Annotated in this window: 17 protein-coding genes; 8 read left to right on the forward strand and 9 right to left on the reverse strand. The window is 50.7% G+C overall.

All coding sequences use genetic code 11. The features are described from left to right. Positions 1-85: 85 nt before the first annotated feature. Positions 86-2,188: an ATP-dependent DNA helicase RecG gene (gene recG, locus JUB14_RS04905; protein WP_207504638.1), complete on the reverse strand. Its 2,103-nt coding sequence runs from the start codon at positions 2,186-2,188 to the stop codon at positions 86-88. A 213-nt stretch (positions 2,189-2,401) separates the two neighbouring features. Here recG and JUB14_RS04910 point away from each other — a divergent pair, with 213 nt between their 5' ends. Beyond that, on the forward strand, positions 2,402-2,914 hold the full coding sequence (locus JUB14_RS04910; RefSeq protein ID WP_207504639.1) for a DUF2911 domain-containing protein: 513 nt from the start codon (positions 2,402-2,404) through the stop codon (positions 2,912-2,914). 76 nt (positions 2,915-2,990) lie between these two features. Here the strand turns inward: JUB14_RS04910 and JUB14_RS04915 are convergent, their stop codons facing one another. The 5 genes from JUB14_RS04915 to JUB14_RS04935 form a co-directional block, all read right to left on the reverse strand. Then, complete coding sequence (locus JUB14_RS04915) at positions 2,991-3,467, reverse strand: hypothetical protein (protein ID WP_207504640.1); 477 nt, start codon at positions 3,465-3,467, stop codon at positions 2,991-2,993. Between the two features lie 28 nt (positions 3,468-3,495). Then, positions 3,496-3,876 carry a diacylglycerol kinase family protein gene (locus JUB14_RS04920; protein ID WP_207504641.1) on the reverse strand — a complete coding sequence of 127 codons (381 nt, stop codon included), beginning with the start codon at positions 3,874-3,876 and terminating at the stop codon, positions 3,496-3,498. A 72-nt stretch (positions 3,877-3,948) separates the two neighbouring features. Continuing rightward, the gene (locus JUB14_RS04925) at positions 3,949-4,797 is read right to left on the reverse strand and encodes an SMP-30/gluconolactonase/LRE family protein (RefSeq protein WP_229367527.1); all 849 of its coding nucleotides are present in this window, start codon (positions 4,795-4,797) and stop codon (positions 3,949-3,951) included. A gap of 213 nt (positions 4,798-5,010) precedes the next feature. After that, the gene (locus JUB14_RS04930; RefSeq protein ID WP_207504643.1) at positions 5,011-5,733 is read right to left on the reverse strand and encodes a thioredoxin family protein; all 723 of its coding nucleotides are present in this window, start codon (positions 5,731-5,733) and stop codon (positions 5,011-5,013) included. 13 nt (positions 5,734-5,746) lie between these two features. After that, complete coding sequence (locus JUB14_RS04935) at positions 5,747-6,304, reverse strand: TlpA disulfide reductase family protein (RefSeq protein ID WP_207504644.1); 558 nt, start codon at positions 6,302-6,304, stop codon at positions 5,747-5,749. Between the two features lie 208 nt (positions 6,305-6,512). Between JUB14_RS04935 and rplU the strand changes: the two genes are divergently transcribed. The 3 genes from rplU (at position 6,513) to JUB14_RS04950 (ending at position 8,009) form a co-directional block, all read left to right on the forward strand. Next, positions 6,513-6,824, forward strand: a complete 312-nt coding sequence (gene rplU, locus JUB14_RS04940) for a 50S ribosomal protein L21 (protein WP_207504645.1) — start codon at positions 6,513-6,515, stop codon at positions 6,822-6,824. Positions 6,825-6,923: 99 nt separating this feature from the next. Continuing rightward, positions 6,924-7,205 (forward strand): 50S ribosomal protein L27, encoded by a 282-nt coding sequence (gene rpmA / locus JUB14_RS04945; RefSeq protein ID WP_207504646.1) that lies wholly within the window; start codon positions 6,924-6,926, stop codon positions 7,203-7,205. 207 nt (positions 7,206-7,412) lie between these two features. Then, positions 7,413-8,009: a NifU family protein gene (locus JUB14_RS04950; RefSeq protein ID WP_207504647.1), complete on the forward strand. Its 597-nt coding sequence runs from the start codon at positions 7,413-7,415 to the stop codon at positions 8,007-8,009. Positions 8,010-8,104: 95 nt separating this feature from the next. Here the strand turns inward: JUB14_RS04950 and JUB14_RS04955 are convergent, their stop codons facing one another. Together JUB14_RS04955 and JUB14_RS04960 are read right to left on the reverse strand one after the other, a co-directional pair. Continuing rightward, positions 8,105-10,510: a T9SS type B sorting domain-containing protein gene (locus JUB14_RS04955; RefSeq protein WP_207504648.1), complete on the reverse strand. Its 2,406-nt coding sequence runs from the start codon at positions 10,508-10,510 to the stop codon at positions 8,105-8,107. Between the two features lie 518 nt (positions 10,511-11,028). Next, positions 11,029-12,423: a TIGR00341 family protein gene (locus tag JUB14_RS04960; RefSeq protein WP_207504649.1), complete on the reverse strand. Its 1,395-nt coding sequence runs from the start codon at positions 12,421-12,423 to the stop codon at positions 11,029-11,031. A gap of 92 nt (positions 12,424-12,515) precedes the next feature. On the opposite strand from JUB14_RS04960, the gene JUB14_RS04965 reads away from it, so the two are divergent. Further along, on the forward strand, positions 12,516-13,763 hold the full coding sequence (locus tag JUB14_RS04965; protein ID WP_207504650.1) for a cation:proton antiporter: 1,248 nt from the start codon (positions 12,516-12,518) through the stop codon (positions 13,761-13,763). 106 nt (positions 13,764-13,869) lie between these two features. Here JUB14_RS04965 and JUB14_RS04970 read toward each other — a convergent pair whose 3' ends face one another. After that, a complete protein-coding gene (locus tag JUB14_RS04970) occupies positions 13,870-14,595 on the reverse strand; it encodes a hypothetical protein (protein WP_207504651.1) in 726 nt (241 codons plus the stop codon). Between the two features lie 76 nt (positions 14,596-14,671). On the opposite strand from JUB14_RS04970, the gene JUB14_RS04975 reads away from it, so the two are divergent. The 3 genes from JUB14_RS04975 (at position 14,672) to JUB14_RS04985 (ending at position 18,368) form a co-directional block, all read left to right on the forward strand. Next, positions 14,672-15,745, forward strand: a complete 1,074-nt coding sequence (locus tag JUB14_RS04975) for a hypothetical protein (protein WP_207504652.1) — start codon at positions 14,672-14,674, stop codon at positions 15,743-15,745. Positions 15,746-15,881: 136 nt separating this feature from the next. Beyond that, positions 15,882-17,441, forward strand: coding sequence for a TolB family protein (locus JUB14_RS04980; RefSeq protein WP_207504653.1), 1,560 nt, complete (start codon positions 15,882-15,884; stop codon positions 17,439-17,441). 33 nt (positions 17,442-17,474) lie between these two features. Continuing rightward, the gene (locus JUB14_RS04985) at positions 17,475-18,368 is read left to right on the forward strand and encodes a sugar phosphate isomerase/epimerase family protein (protein WP_207504654.1); all 894 of its coding nucleotides are present in this window, start codon (positions 17,475-17,477) and stop codon (positions 18,366-18,368) included. Positions 18,369-18,415: the final 47 nt, after the last annotated feature.

Raw genomic sequence — 18,415 nt, forward strand, 5'->3', positions numbered from 1 at the left:
GAACTGAGCTGACAGTATGTTCTGGTAAAGCTGTTCCATGGCCCGTGTCTCCCCAGGCCTTTGCGCAATACAGCAAACAACAACCTTAGCTAATCCGGCTCCAGTTGGTCTCGGCGTGGCGGAGGTTGTCCAGGTGTGAGCGGATGGGATCGTGCTGAGGTAGTACCAGTTCCGGGTCCTGGTCGAGGATGGCTTCGGCGGAGGCGCGGGCGGCTTTGAGTATCTCGCCGTCCTTGGCCAGGTCAGCGATGAGGAAGTCCATGATACCACTCTGCTGGGTGCCCGAAAGGTCACCGGGTCCGCGTAGCTCGAGGTCTACCTCGGCTATTTCGAAGCCGTTGTTGGTACGGCACATGGTTTCGAGGCGCTTCTTGGTTTCCTTGCTCAGCTTGAAGTCCGTCATCAGGATACAGTACGACTGCTCAGCTCCCCGGCCTACGCGGCCACGCAACTGGTGGAGCTGCGCCAGTCCGAAGCGCTCGGCATTTTCAATCACCATCACCGACGCGTTGGGTACGTTTACCCCTACTTCTATCACCGTAGTAGCGACCATGATCTTGGTTTCCTGGCGGAGAAAGCGGGCCATTTCGTACTCCTTATCCTTAGGTTTCATTTTGCCGTGCAGGATGCTGAGAGGTACCTCGGGAAAGGAGCGCGATACACTCTCATAGCCATCCATCAGGTCTTTCAGGTCCATCTTCTCCGATTCCTCGATGAGCGGGTAAACGATATATACCTGCCGTCCTTTGGCGATCTCCTCTTTTAGAAATCCGAATAGCGTAGCACGGTGGGCGTCGTAGCGGTGGACGGTCTTGATGGGTTTACGTCCGGCGGGTAGCTCGTCTATGACCGATATATCCAGGTCGCCGTAGAGGGTCATGGCCAGCGTACGTGGGATGGGCGTAGCCGTCATAACCAGTACGTGCGGATTGACGCGCTCATTTTTAGCCCACAGCCGGGCCCGCTGGGCTACCCCGAAGCGATGCTGCTCATCGATGATACAAAGACCGAGGTTCTGGAACTGGACCACATCTTCGAGCAGGGCGTGGGTACCTACGATGATCTGCATAGAGCCGTCCTGCAACTGCTCGTGTATGGCGTCCCGTTCCTTTTTGCGGCTGGAGCCGGTGAGTTTGCCGATGTTGAGGCCTAACAGGTCCGCGAATTCTTTAAGACCATTGTAGTGTTGGTCAGCCAGGATTTCGGTAGGCGCCATCAGGCAGGCCTGCGCACCACTGTCGATAGCCATCAGCATGGTAATAAAGGCTACAATGGTTTTGCCCGAACCCACGTCACCCTGTAGGAGTCGGTTCATCTGCTTACCGGTCTTGAGGTCATCCCGGATTTCACGCAGTACCTTCTTCTGGGCGTTGGTCAGCTCAAAAGGCAGGTGGTTGTCGTAGAAGTCGCGCAGGAGGGCAACGTGCGTGAATATTTGTCCGGGAAACTCATTCTTCTGTAGGAGCTTGTTCTTGATGAGCCGGAGCTGGTTGTAAAAAAGCTCCTCAAACTTGAGACGTCGCTGTGCCTGGGTCAGGTGCGCCTGGCTCTGCGGCAGGTGGATGTTCCAGAGGGCGTCGGCTTTGCCGATGAGCCGGTATTGCTGGCGGAGCGACTCCGGGAGCGTCTCGCGGATGTGGGGCGTCGCTAGCTCGAGCAACGTGCGGATCATCTTGCCAATGGCGCGGCTGTCTACAAACCGTTTGCGGAGCTTGTCCGTGAGCGGGTACACCGGCTGGAAAAAACCTCCGGCCTCGTTCTCGGGAGTAAGCAGTTCTATCTCGGGGTGGGTGATGCTGTACTTACCCCCAAAAAAGGCGGGCTTGCCGTACACGACGTACTCAGCATTGCGGCGCAGGATCTTCTCAAACCAGGTGATGCCCTGAAACCAGACCAGTTCCAGCACACCGGTGCCATCCATAAACTGCCCTACGAGTCGCTTCTTAGCGCCTTCACCTATGATCTCCCAGTCTTTTAGCCGTCCCTTGACCTGAGCGCCCGGAAGTAGCTCAGTTAGTTCGCTGATCCGGTAAAAGCGCGTGCGGTCCTCGTGACGAAACGGGTAGTACTGCAGCAGGTCTCCATAGTTGAAGATGTTGATTTCCTTGTTGATCAGGGTAGCGCGCTGTGGTCCTACACCTTTCAGGAATTCAATTTTAGTGTCGAAGAAGTTGTTACGTTCGGTCATTCGCTTTACGATGCTCCTTCTTCAAAAGTACATAAATCTGCTCAAATAGCGTCTATATCCCGGTAGTTTTAGGTAGTGTTACCGCTCGATTTTATCCTATTGATTATGTGTATGTTTTTAATTTATAAGATTTGATATTGTGCAGGTCAAACAAGTTTTTAGATTTGCGGACGTTTTCTACACGATTATCAACTATCATTCCAATCTACTAGTATGAAAAAGACTATCTTGACTCTGTTCCTTACCCTTGTTGCCTTTGCCTGGGCTACTGCACAGGAGGCTAAACCCAGCCCACGTGTAACTGCCGAAGGCAAAAATGTAAGCGTTATGTACGGACAGCCTTCCAAGCGCGGACGTACCTTGTTTGGTGCAGATGGTAGCGGCAGCCTGGAGCCTTACGGCAAAGTATGGCGGACCGGTGCCAACGAAGCTACCGAGATTACTTTCAAGAAGGATGGAACATTTGGTGGCAAGCCTGTAAAGGCCGGTACCTACACGTTATTCTCTGTGCCAGGTGACAAAGAGTGGACTGTGATCCTGAACAGCGAGCGCAAGCAGTGGGGCGCTTACAACTACGACAAGATCAAAGACAAAGACGTATTGTCAGTAACAGTACCTACCAAGAAGTACAGTAACTCAGCTGAGAAGCTGAATTTTAACGTAAAGGATAATGCGCTGGATTTTCAGTGGGACAATACCGGCTTCTCGGTACCTATGAAGTTCTAAGCGAAATAGTTATTGCTTAATAAAGAGCGCGCCCCGGACCTGATTCGGGGCGCGCTTGTTTTAAAGATCAACAAATTTATTTCTGCTGTTCCAAAAGAATAAGGGCGTCGCGGTTGCGGAGCCACACAGCTTGGCCGAGCTGGCTATTGGCCTGCATAGTTAGGGTAGAGGATACCAGTCCGGTACCCAGAGATATCCAGAAGAACGTCTTGACATTGTTACGGTTGCCGGTCACGAGGGAGTAGATAGAACCGGCCGATCCGGCCAGTGATATCACCGTGGCGATGTTACGCATCCGACGCGAGCGCAGGTACAGCTGCATACCTCCCTGCGATATCACAAACTCCCGCTTAAGCTGCTGATGTCCACTATACAGCGTATTGTTTTTGACGTAACGGTTAGGACCCATCAGGTAGATGGTTTCGCGGTCGTACCACTGGCGTACCCGGGCCATATCGGAGGTTCCTGACTGGATGGTTCCGGACTGGTTAATTTGAGCCTGACTTGTACTATATAGGCACAGAAGCAATGAGAATAGTATACAATAGCGCATAGCAGGGCTTTGAATTTACAGTAGGTACTTAGAGAAAAAAGGCCAGTAGCTTAGGCACAAAAACCAAACTGCCCACTATGACCGCCGACAAGGCTACCATCAGTACCCCACCGGCCGCTAGATCTTTCACCGCTTTGATAGTAGGGTGGTAGTCAGGCGAAACCAGATCTGCCAGTTTTTCGAATGCGGTGTTGAATGCCTCTGCCATCCATACGAGGCCAATGTGGGTGATGATAAGTCCCCATTCGGCAATGGATATCTCAAAAAAGAAGCCGAGCAGAATAACTGCTACGGCTGCCAATAAGTGAATGCGGGCGTTATTCTCATACCTGAACAGACTTACCATACCTTCTCCGGCGTATCTGAAACTCCGTAGGGCTTTTTGTATATCAATGGGACGCTGACTCATGAGTATGTACTTGCATTAGGTATAGCACGCAAAATACAACAACACGGGCACGAATAACAAAGGAGAGAGTAGCTATTTCTTCTTGGTGAAGTCTTTCATCATTGCCCATTCGCGTCCGGCTACTTTAGACTTAAAGGTTTCGAGACAGCCCCGGTCCTGTAAAGTAATGTAGCAGGTCTTGCCATTACGGCCTCCGAAGCAGATGTTGGATACCTTCTTGCCAATGGTCGGAATGGTACGCAGCAGTTTACCCTGCGGGGATACTATGGCTACCTCTCCCTTGCCGTGGCGGGCTATGTATAGGTTTCCTTCCACGTCACAGCGCATACCGTCCATCCCACCATCCTCAAATTTTGTGAGAAGGCGCTTGTTGGACAGAGTACCATCCGGAGCCAGATCAAAGGCCCACACATTGCGCTGTACACTTTCGTTAACGTACAGGGTCTTCTCGTCCGGGCTGACCTCTATGCCGTTAGTCGTACCCATATTTTCCGCCACCAGGCGTGCTTTGCCTTCGGGCGATACGTGCCATACCTGTCCGGTACTTTCTTTCCAGTTGGGGTCGGAGCAGAAGATGTGTCCGCTGCGCGTGATGGCCAGATCATTGGGCTGGTTCATGCGGGGCTCATGTACAAATACCGTCACCTGACGGGTATTGAGGTCGGCTTTAAGAACATTATGACCGGTAAAGTCGGCTATATAGAAGGTCGTGGCATCGCCAAAGCGGATACCGTTGCCGGTACTGCCTTTGGGTAGGGTGATGAAGAAACTGGTGCGTCCACGGGGGCTAATCTGAGCGATGGTACCATCCTGCGCGAAGTTAACGGCATAGATATTTCCATCGGCATCAACCGCGGGACCTTCGCAGTTTTCTGTAAATTCCTCCTCTGCTGTAAACGTTTTAGTGACGGCTTGGGCCATGATGAGGCTCGAACTAAATGATAAAGTCAGTAAAAGGATAGCTAATAGGCGCGTAAGCATTAGATAGCGGGGAGTGGGTTGAATACTGAGATATAGGACTCCAAGGTAACGAGTAATGCCGAAAAGGCAAAAGTCAGGGGTGACTTATTCATAAGAGGTCAGAAGTAAAAAGCCGGAGTGTTGGCTCCGGCTGTATAATATAGTTGATCTTATTTACATTTCCCGCCACTTGATAGCGCACCCAATGGCCTTGGTAGTCGTAATCACGACGGGCTTGCTGACCAGCAGATTAGACACGGCGTCGTCTACATAGCGTTTGGTAACACCCGCCGGATCCTGTGGGTTGTCGTCAATGGTACCCAGATACTGTACCGTAAACTTACCTCCTCCGGCGTGTTTGAGCACAAATACCTGTGGCGTACGGCTAGCGCCGAATGCCTGTGCTACCACCTGCTTTTCATCCGACAGGAAGGGGTAGGTATAGCCCTTCGTACGGGCCCGGTACTGCATCTGATCAAAGTTATCGTCGGGGTAGGAGGCAGGGTCACTGGGATTGATCGCCAGTACCGGATAGCCCTGTGTATTAAACTTGCGGTCCAGTGCTATGATACGCTCTTCGTATGCCTTGGAAAACGGGCAGTGATTACTCTGAAAAACTATGATCACGCCTTTCTGGCTGGTAAAGTCGGAGAGAGAAATCATCCGGCCATCCACGTTTTTGAGGCGGAAGTTATTTACCACGTCACCTACCTGGTAGCCGTCGGGCTGAACAACCCCGGCACTAAAGTCGGGATATAGCCCTCTGGGCAGCAGCTTCGAAGCTGAGGTAACTACCACTGCCGATTTGGCCAGAGCCAACCCGCTCAGAGCTGTTCCGGTGAGCAGGGCAATAGTCAGCCAGAAGGGTACCTTTATTTTACTTCTATTTGTTTCCATTTGATAGGATGTATTAGTATTCAATAAAATAGCTCAGTTCCCGTGCCAACGTTTCGTAATCTAATGCTTTTTCAAAAAACATACGTCGCGGACGGGCCGAATTTATTATCAACGTAGCCGGTAAGGCACCTGACCAGGAGGCATCTACCCGCTCAATCCAACTATTCGCATCCGGTTCATTTAATAGCCAAACCGTGTTCTTAAGTTTCATTTTATTAACAAAAGGAATGACCCGGTCTTCTATATCCTTTGCAAAATCCATGCTAACTAATAAAACCCTGACTTTATGGCGGCCATAGTCCTCCCGAATCTGCTCAAAGTGAGGCAATTCGGCCACGCAGGGACGGCACCAGGTAGCCCAGAAATTTATGATATACGTTGTGTCGGTGGAATTGTTCAGGAGCGTATCCAGAGCAGCCCATTTGACTTTGGGAACAGGTGTGGACAAGAGACCGGCTGTTGCCAGTGTATCGGCAGCCAGAGGCTCCGTTAAGGGCTCCTTTTCGACCGGTGCCTGAGCCAGCGCGGTTGAAAAGGCTGCCACTAAATATACAAACAATAATTTTCTCATTTGAGTGTCACACTGGGTATAGACAGCCCACCTACCTGTTTCCCCTACGCTTCGGCTTCTGTCTTTTCTAAGTACTACGAAAATACGTAAATAGTGGCGGTTAATTGCGCTGAGAATCAAAATATTTGGAAGGTATCATTGCTATTCTATCGGCAGGTAACTATCTTTGCACCTCATTTTGAAAAAATAGTTTAACTAGTTAAGAATCATGTACGCAATCGTAGAGATCGCAGGGCAGCAATTTAAAGTTGAAAAGGGCCGCGAAATCTTCACGCATAGGCTTGAAGGTGACGTGGACGCTGCACTTGTGTTTGACAAAGTCCTCCTGGTAGATAACGGAGGCGATGTACAGATCGGAGCACCTTCAGTAGGTGGAGCTTCGATAAATGCAACCATCGTAGAACACCTCCGTGGTGAGAAGGTGATCGTTTTCAAGAAGAAGCGCCGTAAGGGCTATCGTGTTAGAAACGGACACCGTCAGTACCTGACCCGGATTCGTATCGACGAGATCAAGCTCTAATCAAGGGCGGTGCGTTTGGTCAGTAACGATTGCGTGAAGACCATTTGCCGAGAGTAAAGAGTTAAAATTTTACAAAAACATTATAACTATTCGAACATCATGGCACACAAGAAAGGTGTAGGTAGCTCGAAAAACGGTCGTGAATCAGAAAGCAAACGCCTTGGCGTAAAACTGTTCGGTGGACAGGTTGCCAAAGCGGGTAATATTATCGTGCGTCAGCGTGGTACTAAGCACAACCCAGGTCGTAACGTGGGTGTGGGACGTGACCACACACTGTTCGCTCTGGCTGATGGACACGTAGTTTTCCGTAAGACACGCGACAACAAGTCGTACGTTCACATTGAGCCAATCCAGGCTCAGCCGGTTCAGGCCGAAGCTTAATCCGTAGAATCTTATCGGTGGTACTCGTACTGCCGGTACATACGATACACTGCACAGCCCGCCCTTCCGGCGGGCTGTTGCTTTTTAAAAGGAAAACAGTTTGTGGTAAACCAAAAATTTTTTTTTTATGTTCTGGGAGGGATGGAGTGAATACTTCTCTACTAAATCCCGCTCCTGTCGTAACCCAATAGCTACTATCTAACTACCATGTTAAAGCGACCTGTTTATATCTATACTGAGCTGAGCCCTAATCCCAACTCCATGAAGTTTGTACTGAACTTCATGCTGGCACCTGATGGGCTATCATTTGATTATCCCAACCTGGAGGCTGCGCTGGAAGAAGGAAAAGCTTCTCCACTGGCGGGTGACCTGTTCCAGTTCCCGTACGTTCAGCGCGTGTTTATCGCCAGCAACTTCATTACTATCACCAAAGATGAAGAAACGCTGTGGGAAGAGGTACTTAAGGATACCAAGCAGTTCCTGAAGATATACTTTGAAGAAAACCAGCCGGTATTTGAGCAGCGTACTATCGATAAGAATACGATCATCGTAGACGCCAACGATTCTGAAACCGTACAGAAGATCAAGACCGTACTGGACCAGTACGTGCGTCCGGCGGTAGAGTCCGACGGTGGTGCTATTAGTTTCCACTCGTTCGACGAAGAGTCGGGGGCAGTGAAGGTGTTGCTGCAGGGTTCATGCAGTGGCTGTCCGTCGTCAACCCTTACGCTGAAAGCAGGTATCGAGAACCTGCTGACCCGTATGGTACCTAACGTGAAAGAAGTTGTAGCGGAAGGGGTGTAGCTTTTTAGCTGTTAGGAGTTAGTGATTAGCTTTCTGATAAAATCAATTTATAAAACAAAACGAGGCTGCTCTATTAAGGGCAGCCTCGTTTTGTTTTACCTGAATATTGTGACGCTGCCGCTTCGGGAGGGAATCCGGTCATTAAATTTAATAACATAATAGTAGGTAGCAGCAGGGAGCTCTTTCCCTTCATAAAGGCCATCCCACTCCCCTGGGTATCCTACCGACCGGAATACCCGGCTGCCCCAGCGGTTAAATATCTCAACTTCACAGTCTGGATAGGCAGCTATATCGGCAAGTTGCCAGGTATCATTTACGCCGTCGCCATTGGGAGTGAACCCATTAGGTATGGTGACCAGCGGCAGTACCTCTATCGTGATCTCATCTTCATTATAACATCCATCAGCCGTAGATACCCGCAGGCGGTACGTGGTGGTTGAGGTAGGGGTGGCGGTGGGCTGCGCAATGGTTGGATCGTCCAGCCCTTCGGGCGGGCTCCAGCTATACGTAGCCCCCTCAGTGACGGAACTGCGGATTAATACGCTACTACCCGCCAGTATGGATTTACCACTAGCAAGCTGAACCCGCGGCGCCTGTACTACTTCGGCTGTGCGGGTGGCAGAGCGGGTACAGCCGTTGGTGCTGGTATAAAGGTAGGTAATCAGGTGCAAGCCCGCACCGGCTTTCATAGGTTCAAAAGTAGTACCAGCTACGCCCTTGCCCGAAAATACCCCACCGGCCGGACTCGCTACCAGGGGCACGTTGGCGTTGGCCAGACCACATAGAGCCGGGATAGAATCAAAAGCAATTTTGGGTACCGGATTCATGCGAATAGGCAACGAATCGGATGTACTTGAGCATCCGGTAGCGGTGTCAATCACGTCAACCTTATATATACCACCGGTATGTACATAGAGGGTAGAGGTGATGGGAAACTGGAGAGGTGTGTTGTTGCGGAACCAGACGTAGCTCAGGCCTGAGCTCTGACTGGTCTGCAGGCGCAGGCTGTCGCCTTCACAAAACTCTGTGGCGGTGTGTATGAGCTGCGCATTGGGGCGGTTCTTATAGCTAACCTGTACAGTATCAGAGCCCGTGCAGGTCGAGGTGCTGCTTTTTACCTGTATCACATAGGTGCCTTCCAGCTTTACATCCGCTAGCGTAGTGCTGGTAGCATTGGGTATGGGCTGTCCGTCTCTCTGCCAGCGTACCTGCCAGTCTGGCGCTCCCCCCTGGGCTGTGAGTGTTACGGCTACGCCTTCGCATATACTGGCAGTTGGGCCGGGTTGGATTACAGGCTCAGGCTGGGGACGGTACTTTATCTCAATTTTCTCACCCATCGCCCTGGCAAATCCACAGCGGTTGGCGTAGGTCTTGATGACATTGTAGACTCCTTCCTGGGTGATAGAGATGGATGGCTTGGTACTGCGCTCTAGGTTAACGCCATTGCGCTGCCACTGATACGCCCAGGCCGGATCAGGATCTGCTTCCAGAAATAGGGTATCACCCCGGCAAATACCTACTTCAAGGGCCTCATCACCTTCCTGAGTAGTGTAGCCCGGAGGAGGGGTGAATGTGGTCAGGCTAACCGGTGTAGGGTTCTCGTCGGGGCAGTCGATGACCAGGAGTTGGTAGTCGCGGTGTACCTCGCCAATCTTACGACCTTTTCGGTACTCTTCGGCTACGACTCTGTACACAAAGAGGCCAGCCTGGGTGGGAGTAAGACTAATAGTACCGGTGGCTTGCTCTACCTTCAGCGACGGATTACCGGGTATGACTTTAGAAAGTCCGTATCCGCTTGACCACTCTGCCCGAGGATAAGGACCAGTAGTAGCGGGGGCCACCGGATCAATGGGAAAGGGCGCACGTGTACTGCTGAAAGGTACTTCCAGTCGGTACCGCAGTTCGTCACCGTCGGCATCCGTAGCTCCTCCTTCAAACTGGTACGGATTGTTAAGGCATAGAATCTCCCCATTGGCCGAATTGAAAACCGGAGAGCTGTTAGGAGTCTGTAAGGATGGAAATTCCGCATAGAGTACCATGGAAGCCGAGCCGGCTCCTTTGATATTCGCGACGGAGCTATTAAGGCAGCAGCGTTCCCATGCTATGTAGTAGCCGTCGGTGTCATTGTACTGACTGGCTGTGAGACGGACGTCCGCCGTGAATGTAACAACGTTGATCTCTAAGTTGCGGGAGCGGGCACAGCCCGGATTAGTAAATGCCAGTGGCTCCTTACTGATACGTTTCAGGCGAAGGTCCTGCTGGCGGGCATTGTCTCGCTTGCGAAAGAAAGAAACGGTAACTTCTTCCTGGTCCGGATTGGGGTCACTGCTGTTAGCGTCGTAGTAGAGCACCACACTGACGGTGTAGAGGCCGCTTTGTCCCTGCTTTGGAGAAAAGATCAGGTTTCCACCTAGGATATGGGATGCATGAGCTACCGAAGCGATCAGCCCAAATATGCAGAAGGCTATGAAGCTAATCCACCTATTCCTTTTCGTCATCATCTGCTGGTTATTCGTCTACAGGCGTTCGCAATAATAGTGCCATTTCGGCTTTGTTACTACTACGGATAGTCCGGAGAGGCCTTTTTGACGTGGTTACTTCGTGAACGGTTGGTTACTACCTGGTCACCACTCCCCCTGGGGACATGACTTAATTTCTATAAGACTGCAAGGTTTTTAGCTGGAAGAATTTCAAAAGGTGTATCTTTGGCGACAGATAGTATGCTTGCATACCTACTAGTACATAAGCAAGCAGGTAGCTGATACCGGAACTTAAGACAATTGCAGGCCCATATCAGATCATAAGTGAGCTTTTTGGTATTGTAATTGCAGCCAGCTGGTATATACAGGAGCGAAAAGTAGAGGCTGACAGAGGTAAGAGGCAGCAATCAACGAATATAAAGTGACGGTAGTAGTAGAATACTCTACCAGAGCTCAAGATAAATAACTTCAACAACTAAGAACCAAAACAATGGAAATAGGTCCTGCCAATTGGCGGGACCTTATTTTTTGTGCCCTACTTACTGCATCACCAGCCTTAGTTTCTGGGTCTTGGTTCTGACTTTCAGCCACTCTTCAATCCGCTTTATTTCGGCAGTTGTGGGTCGGCGGCTGAATCGGGCGTAAGCCAGGAAAGCTGTATCGGGCTTCATGGTTTCGAGATTATACACCGGAGAAGACGAAAGTGAAAACTCCGCCAGACCCGGATGCTGTATCTTCAACTCCTTTCCTATATCAGCCGACTGGGAGTTGAGTGTCCGGTAGCGTAGTACTTCGTCTTCCAGCAATGAAATACGCGCATTCTTGTCACGGATCACATCTTCATTCTTGCGGTACAAGTCCTCAAGTATACCCGTCCTGAGCTGCTGGTTTAGCTCCTGGATGCTCTTCGCGTTAAGTTCGTTGTAGTTCTGTCGTATGATCAGGTTTGTTTTGTTGAGGCCGTACACAGGCAGGCGCTGACTCAGGTAGCTGATCCGGGAGCTATCGAGTGTCTGGCCGATACAGGTTACTACGATCCGGGATGTATCGGGCTTGTAGACCAGCTGCTGACTGATGATTTGCGTCGTGCTATAATTCATCTCTCTTTCCAAGAAGTTACGGGCCTTGCGCTCGAACAGGCTGCGCTGTACAACGTTGTAGGCAATCACTACGCTCGGAAGCATGGTCGCAATAGCCACCACCGCCACCGTATACCGTACCCGTAGCCCCGTGCGATCGTCTACGTATTGCTTGGGGGTATACCCCAGGTACCTTACTATCACAACCGTGGCAAGGGTTATAAAAACGCAGTTGATAAAGAACAGATAAAAAGCCCCGAAGAAGAAATTCCATTGGGAAGTGGCCAGGCCGTAGCCAGCCGTACAGAGCGGCGGCATCAGGGCCGTAGCAATGGCCACACCCGGTATGGCATTGCCTTTCTCGGCCCGGGTACTGGCTATAATACCGGCAAATCCTCCGAAAAGCGCGATCATTACATCCCATAGGGTAGGGGTGGTACGGGCAAGTATTTCGGTCTGGGCGTCGCTGAGTGGGGTGATCAAAAAATAAATGGTAGAGGTAATCACGCTGATGACCATCGCAATACTAAGGTTCTTGAGCGCTTTCCGGATAAGCTCCATATCAAAGATTCCGATTCCCAGCCCCAGTCCCATGATTGGACCCATCAGTGGGGATATCAGCATAGCTCCTATGATGACCGCCGTGGAGTTGACATTCAGACCAATAGAGGCGATGAATATAGCACAGATAAGTACCCACAAATTGGTACCTCTAAACACTACACCTTTATTTATGTCTTCTATGGTATGCTCTTCTTCTGCTTTACCTTCGTCGAGGTTAAAGATGTACACCAGGAAGTTTTTAACTTGTCGTACAAAGTCAGGCGTATGGAAATGGGAGGAGGTTTTCTTCATTACTGGTAACAGGAGGGTAGTAGGTCAAAGATAAATGGTATATTTGATTTATACAGGCAACCCTATATCCTTCTAATAAACGTACATCATTTATGGATTTATTTAGTGTTATTGCTATTCTTACCACAGTCTGTGCCTTATTTGCCTACGTTAATTTCCGATTTGTAAAGCTGCCTACCACTATTGGGCTCATGCTCATCGCCTTACTGTTTTCGATCGTCCTGCTGCTGATCGGGCGAATAAGCCCCGAGCTACTGGCAAATATAAAGGGCTGGGTCAGCGGAATAGATTTTTCGGAAGTACTGCTGGAGGTACTCCTGAGTTTCCTGCTGTTTGCGGGGGCGTTGCATACCGATATGGATCTGCTGAGGGAGCAGCGGTGGTCAATTCTAAGCTTTTCCACAATTGGTGTACTACTCTCCACCTTTTTGGTGGCAGGGATGTTCTACTACATACTTAATGCGCTCAACTACAGCGTGCCTTTCATCCATTGCCTGCTGCTGGGTGCACTCATTTCGCCTACCGATCCGATAGCCGTACTGGGTATACTCAAACAAGCCAAAGTACCCAAGAGCCTGGAAATCGTAATTACGGGGGAATCACTCTTTAATGATGGGGTCGGAGTAGTCGTGTTCCTGACCATTCTGCAGATTGCTACCCTGGGAGTCGACGAAGTAACACCCGGCGAAGTAGCGTTGCTATTCGGTGAAGAAGTAGGCGGGGGCCTCTTGCTGGGCCTGGGCCTGGGCTATATTACCTACTACCTGATGCGATCCATCGATCACTACCAGACGGAGGTACTGCTCTCGCTGGCCTTGGTAATGGGTGGGTACGCGCTGGCTACGGCCCTGCACTTCTCAGGTCCCCTGGCGGTAGTCGTAGCGGGCCTTTTTATCGGTAACCGCGGGCGGGCCGAAGCCATGTCCGAAGAAACCGTAGAGTACCTGGATAAATTCTGGGAGCTGGTGGATGAGCTGCTCAACGCGCTGCTGTTCGTCCTGATCGGACTGGAAATCGTAATTATTTCATTCCTGGATGAGTACTGGCTGCCGGGTCTGATTGGTATATTTATTGCCTTGTTGGGGCGCTTCATATCCGTATTGGTACCCGTGCTGATGCTCCGCCGGGCTGTCAACTTTATGCCCCGTACCCCCATGATCATGACCTGGGGAGGGCTACGTGGTGGTATATCCATAGCGTTGGCCCTGTCTCTGCCGGAGGCCATGAATAAGGAGATCATCCTGTCTATTACCTATTGTATAGTCGTATTCTCCATCCTGATACAAGGACTTACTCTGGGGCCTCTGGTAAAGAGGGTGAAGGAGCAGTATGGACTCTAAATCTGGCTTTATTGTAATTCAGCTGGTATAATAATGAAGAAAGCCCGTCATTGCTGTACGGGCTTTCTGATTCAAGAGGAGGAGTTATAACGTAGGAATAGCACTATTAAAAAAGAATGCTGAGGCCACCACCCACATTCAGGAGCCCTACCGGCTGACTGGATGGCAGTACCTCGGTAGTATGCTGCTTGCCAATGGTGACTTCTTTCGCCAGATTTTCATACTTCAGATCAGCCGTTATATAGTGGGCCGAAGCTTGAGCAGCCAGCCAGCGGTTGAGTTTGTAATGGAGCATTAATCCGGCTCCGGCCGCGATAGCCTCCGTATTCTGCGAAGGAGTGATCATGGACAAAGGCAGCTGGGCAAATTCCGTATGTAGTTCGGTACGCGGACTGGTAGCCAGCGAATAACCGCCGGTTAGTTGGGCATCCAGCATAAAGCGCCCCAGGTTAAACGTCAGCATTGGGCCTACCATCAGTGTCTGGAGGGAACAGTCGGAGGCCCTGGCTTCCCAGGTGTTGATCTCTACTCCGGTAGTCGTAGTGGAGGCTAGAAGTACATCCTTACGGATCGTGTTGGTGGTATAGGAGTAGGTTGTGACAACACCCAGGTGGCGTCCCAGCCGGTACCCGACCGAAGCCTGAGCACTCTTACCGTACCCCATCATCTTTTCATTATTTTTGCCAAAAGGGGACAGGGTAGGTATACTATATCCTGCGGTAGTACTTACAAAACCTTTATGTTTAAGCAAAGAGAGTATAAAAGACTGCTGGGCATGCGCAGAGCCTGTCACCAGCGCGGTGACTATCAGACTAAAAAGTAATCGTTTCATTAAGAGTTTATGGGTTTACGAATCAAAACTGGAGCCAACTACCGTGCCAAATTTGTGCAGTCTGTAAGGAGATAGTATGTTAAAAGAGCTAATCACTAAAATTTCTTCTCTGCAATCGGTGGGACAACCCTATTTCCCGCCAGGATTGTTTCCGTCCTACCGTTCCAATTCGCTGATCGGGTACCATCGGCCGGATACAACTATGTTTTTTTCGGCTATCACGGCTTTCACGTTGCAGTCTATAAGGAGTAAAGAAGCGGATACTGCTATCTGGGAGGAGATAGATGCTATTGTGGCCAAAGTAGTGGCTAACTACCCACTGTTTCAGAACAAGGATGGCCTAAAGACCTATAATTTCTGGCAGACGCGTCCCTCAAAGCACTTTCCTAATGGGTACCTGTTCCGGCACTTCGAGCACTTTCGCATACCTGACGACGTAGACGATACCGCCCTGGCGTACCTAACCACGTCACCTACCCCCGAGGAACTACACTGGCTCAAAGAAAAACTCCCCCTGCACGCCAACGGCACCAGGTTGTGGATAAAGAATACCTACCCCGACTACCGCCGTCTGCGGGCCTACTCCACCTGGTTCGGCAAGAACATGTACATTGAATTTGATGCCTGTGTACTTAGTAACCTGCTTTACTGTATATTCAAATACCAGTTGCCTCTCAACCAGCACGACGAAGACAGCCTCACCTATATCCGCTCCGTCATCGAAACAGACCGGTACCTGACTGAGCCCTTCCGCTGTGCTCACCAGTACCCCCGCACGCCCCTGATCATCTACCATGTGGTACGGCTCCTGGCCGCCTTTGATCCTCCCCAGTTGCATTCGGTACGGGATAAGCTGATCCGGGATACTACTGCCCTTTTACAGAAAGCCGATCATCCCATGGATCGGGTTATACTGGCTATTTCGCTGCTACGGCTGGGTGAGCGGCCGGCGCGTATTCCGATAGAAAACTACACCGCAGCAGACTTTAAAGGCTTCTATTTTTTTATAGCCGGGTTGCTGACCGCCTATGAGCATCCGCTGCTGTACCGGCTGGCCATTCACCCGCTCATGCACATGCACTGGATATGCGAGGCCCACAACTGGACGCTCCTGGCCGAGTACCAGTGCCTGTGGGAGACAGGATTATAGCTTGTGGATAAGTAGTTCAATCTAAGTAGTTTGTTGGCTTAAAAAGCATCGGCAGGAAGCTATTGGCTGGGTCTTTAGGGTAGAAGAAGGTACACAACTGCATTTATACATCTGATAAATCAAATCAGACCAATCTATGAAAGCAGTATTAAAAAGAATATTTTGTGCAGTAGCCTTCTTCGCGGCTTCCGCCAGTTCGGTATGGGCTCAGCAGGCCCAACTGGGACTGTTTGAGGGGCAGGCAGATGTAGGAAAAGTGAAATTGAAAGGCTCCGCCAGCTACAACCCCGCTGATCAAACCTACACCCTCACCGGTGCCGGTACCAATATGTGGTTCGGGGCGGATGAGTACTTTATGGTATGGAAAAAGATGAGCGGCGACTTTATCCTCCGGGCCGATGCTGAACTGCTTGGCAAAGGCGTAGATCCGCACCGCAAGGTAGGCTGGATCATTCGGACCAGCCTTGATTCCAACTCTACCCATATCAATGCTGCCGTCCACGGCGATGGACTCACGGCTCTGCAGTACCGCCGTACTAAGGGCGGTAACACCGAGGAAAAGCGCTCGTCACTGACTGGTGCGGAGGTCATTCAACTGGCCCGTAAGGGAAATAAATATATTATGTCCGTAGCGAAGGACGGAGGTACTTTTGTAAGCGAAGAGGTATCTGACCTTGCCCTGGGCGATGAGGTGTACGTGGGGCTGTTTATCTGCTCGCATAACCCTGATGTACTGGAGAAGGGTACTTTCCGCAATGTCCGGATCGCGGTTCCGGCCCGGGACAACTTCGTACCCTACCGCGAGTACATCGGCAGTAACCTCGAGATCATGGACGTGGCTACCGGTCTGCGCCGCATCATCTACCAGTCGCCTGAGTCGCTGCAGGCTCCGAACTGGACACCCGACAATAAGTACCTGCTCTACAACAGCAAGGGACTGATGTACCGCTACGATATGGCTAAGGGTACCCCCACAGTCCTCAATACCGATTTCGTGACGAACAATAATAATGACCACGTACTGTCGTTTGATGGGAAGATGTTGGGCCTCAGCCAGAGCAGCAAGGAAGAAAACAATAAATCCATCGTGTATACGGTACCCGTAACGGGCGGTAAGCCTAAGAAGATCACGCCCATCGGGCACTCGTACCTGCACGGCTGGTCGCCCGACGGCAAGTGGCTTACCTACACCGCCGAGCGTGACGGAGACTTCAATATCTACAAAATACCCTCCAGCGGAGGCAAGCCCGAAGTGCAGCTGACCACCGCCAAAGGCCTTGACGACGGACCCGAGTACAGCCCTGATGGCAAGTATATCTACTTCAACTCCACCCGCAGTGGCCTGATGCAGATCTGGCGTATGACGGCTGATGGCAGTGAGCAGGAGCAGATTACCAATGATGAGTTCAACAACTGGTTTCCGCACCCGTCGCCGGATGGTAAGTGGATGGTGATCCTGTCGTTCCTGAAAGATGTGAAGCCGGACGATCACCCTTTTTACCGCCAGGTGTACCTGCGGCTGATGCCCATGGTGAACGGGAAGCCGGATGTTTCACAGATGAAAGTAGTTGCGTATGTTTACGGTGGACAAGGGACGATCAATACACCCTCATGGTCGCCGGATAGCAAGAAGATCGCCTTTATCAGCAATACCGACCAGATCGATCGCCTGCGGATAGTACCCAAGAAACAGTAGAAACAAGTACCTAACTATATCAATCAACCAAAAATGACATCATTGAATAAAATCTCTCGTAAGGAGTTTCTCAAAGCTGGTTCGCTGGCCGTAGCTTCTACCCTGCTAACCCGTTTTGACTCTTTTGCGAAACCCTCCAAGCCGGTTGGTCTGCAGCTGTACACCCTTCGTAACGAACTGGGTAAGGATGTAGAAGGTACCATCAGTAAGGCGGCCCAAATTGGCTATAAGGAAGTTGAGCTATTCGGATATGGCAACGGTAAATTCTTCGGCAAGACGCCCAAAGAGTTTGCTGCCCTGCTCAAAGACAACGGATTGAGCGCCCCCAGCGGTCACTACATGACGGGAAATACTATGCCTAACATGGTAGGTACTCTGTCGAAAGGATGGGAGCAGGCCGTAGAGGATGCAGCTGCCATCGGTCAGAAGTACATGGTGTGTGCTTTCCTTTTCCCCGAAGAGCGGAAGACGCTGGATCAGTACAAGCAGCACATTGACCTGTTCAATAAAGCGGCCGAGACCTGTAAGAAGAGCGGCATCCAGTTTGCCTACCACAACCACGATTTCGAATTCCAGCCTATCGACGGTCAGGTTCCCTACGACCTGATCCTGAAAGGGACCGATCCTAAGCTGGTGAAAATGGAGCTGGATCTGTACTGGGTTTCTTTTGCAGGTAAAGATCCCGTAGAGCTATTTAAGAAAGATCCGGGTCGCTACCCACTTTGGCATATCAAAGACATGGAAAAGAGCGCCGAGCGTGCCTTTGCCGAAGTAGGAACCGGTTCTATCGACTTCCAGCGCCTGTTCAATGCGCAGAAGACCGCCGGTCTCAAGCATTTCTTCGTTGAGCAGGACGTTGCCAAGAAGAACCCGCCGCTCAAAGCCATCGAGATCAGCTACAACAACCTGACTAAGCTGAAGGTGTAGGTTATAGCTGGTAGCTCTTAGATATCAGCTTTTAGTTTTAGGGCTGC

This window comes from Telluribacter humicola, from assembly GCF_017355935.1.
Classification (GTDB): Bacteria; Bacteroidota; Bacteroidia; order Cytophagales; family Spirosomataceae; genus Telluribacter; species Telluribacter humicola.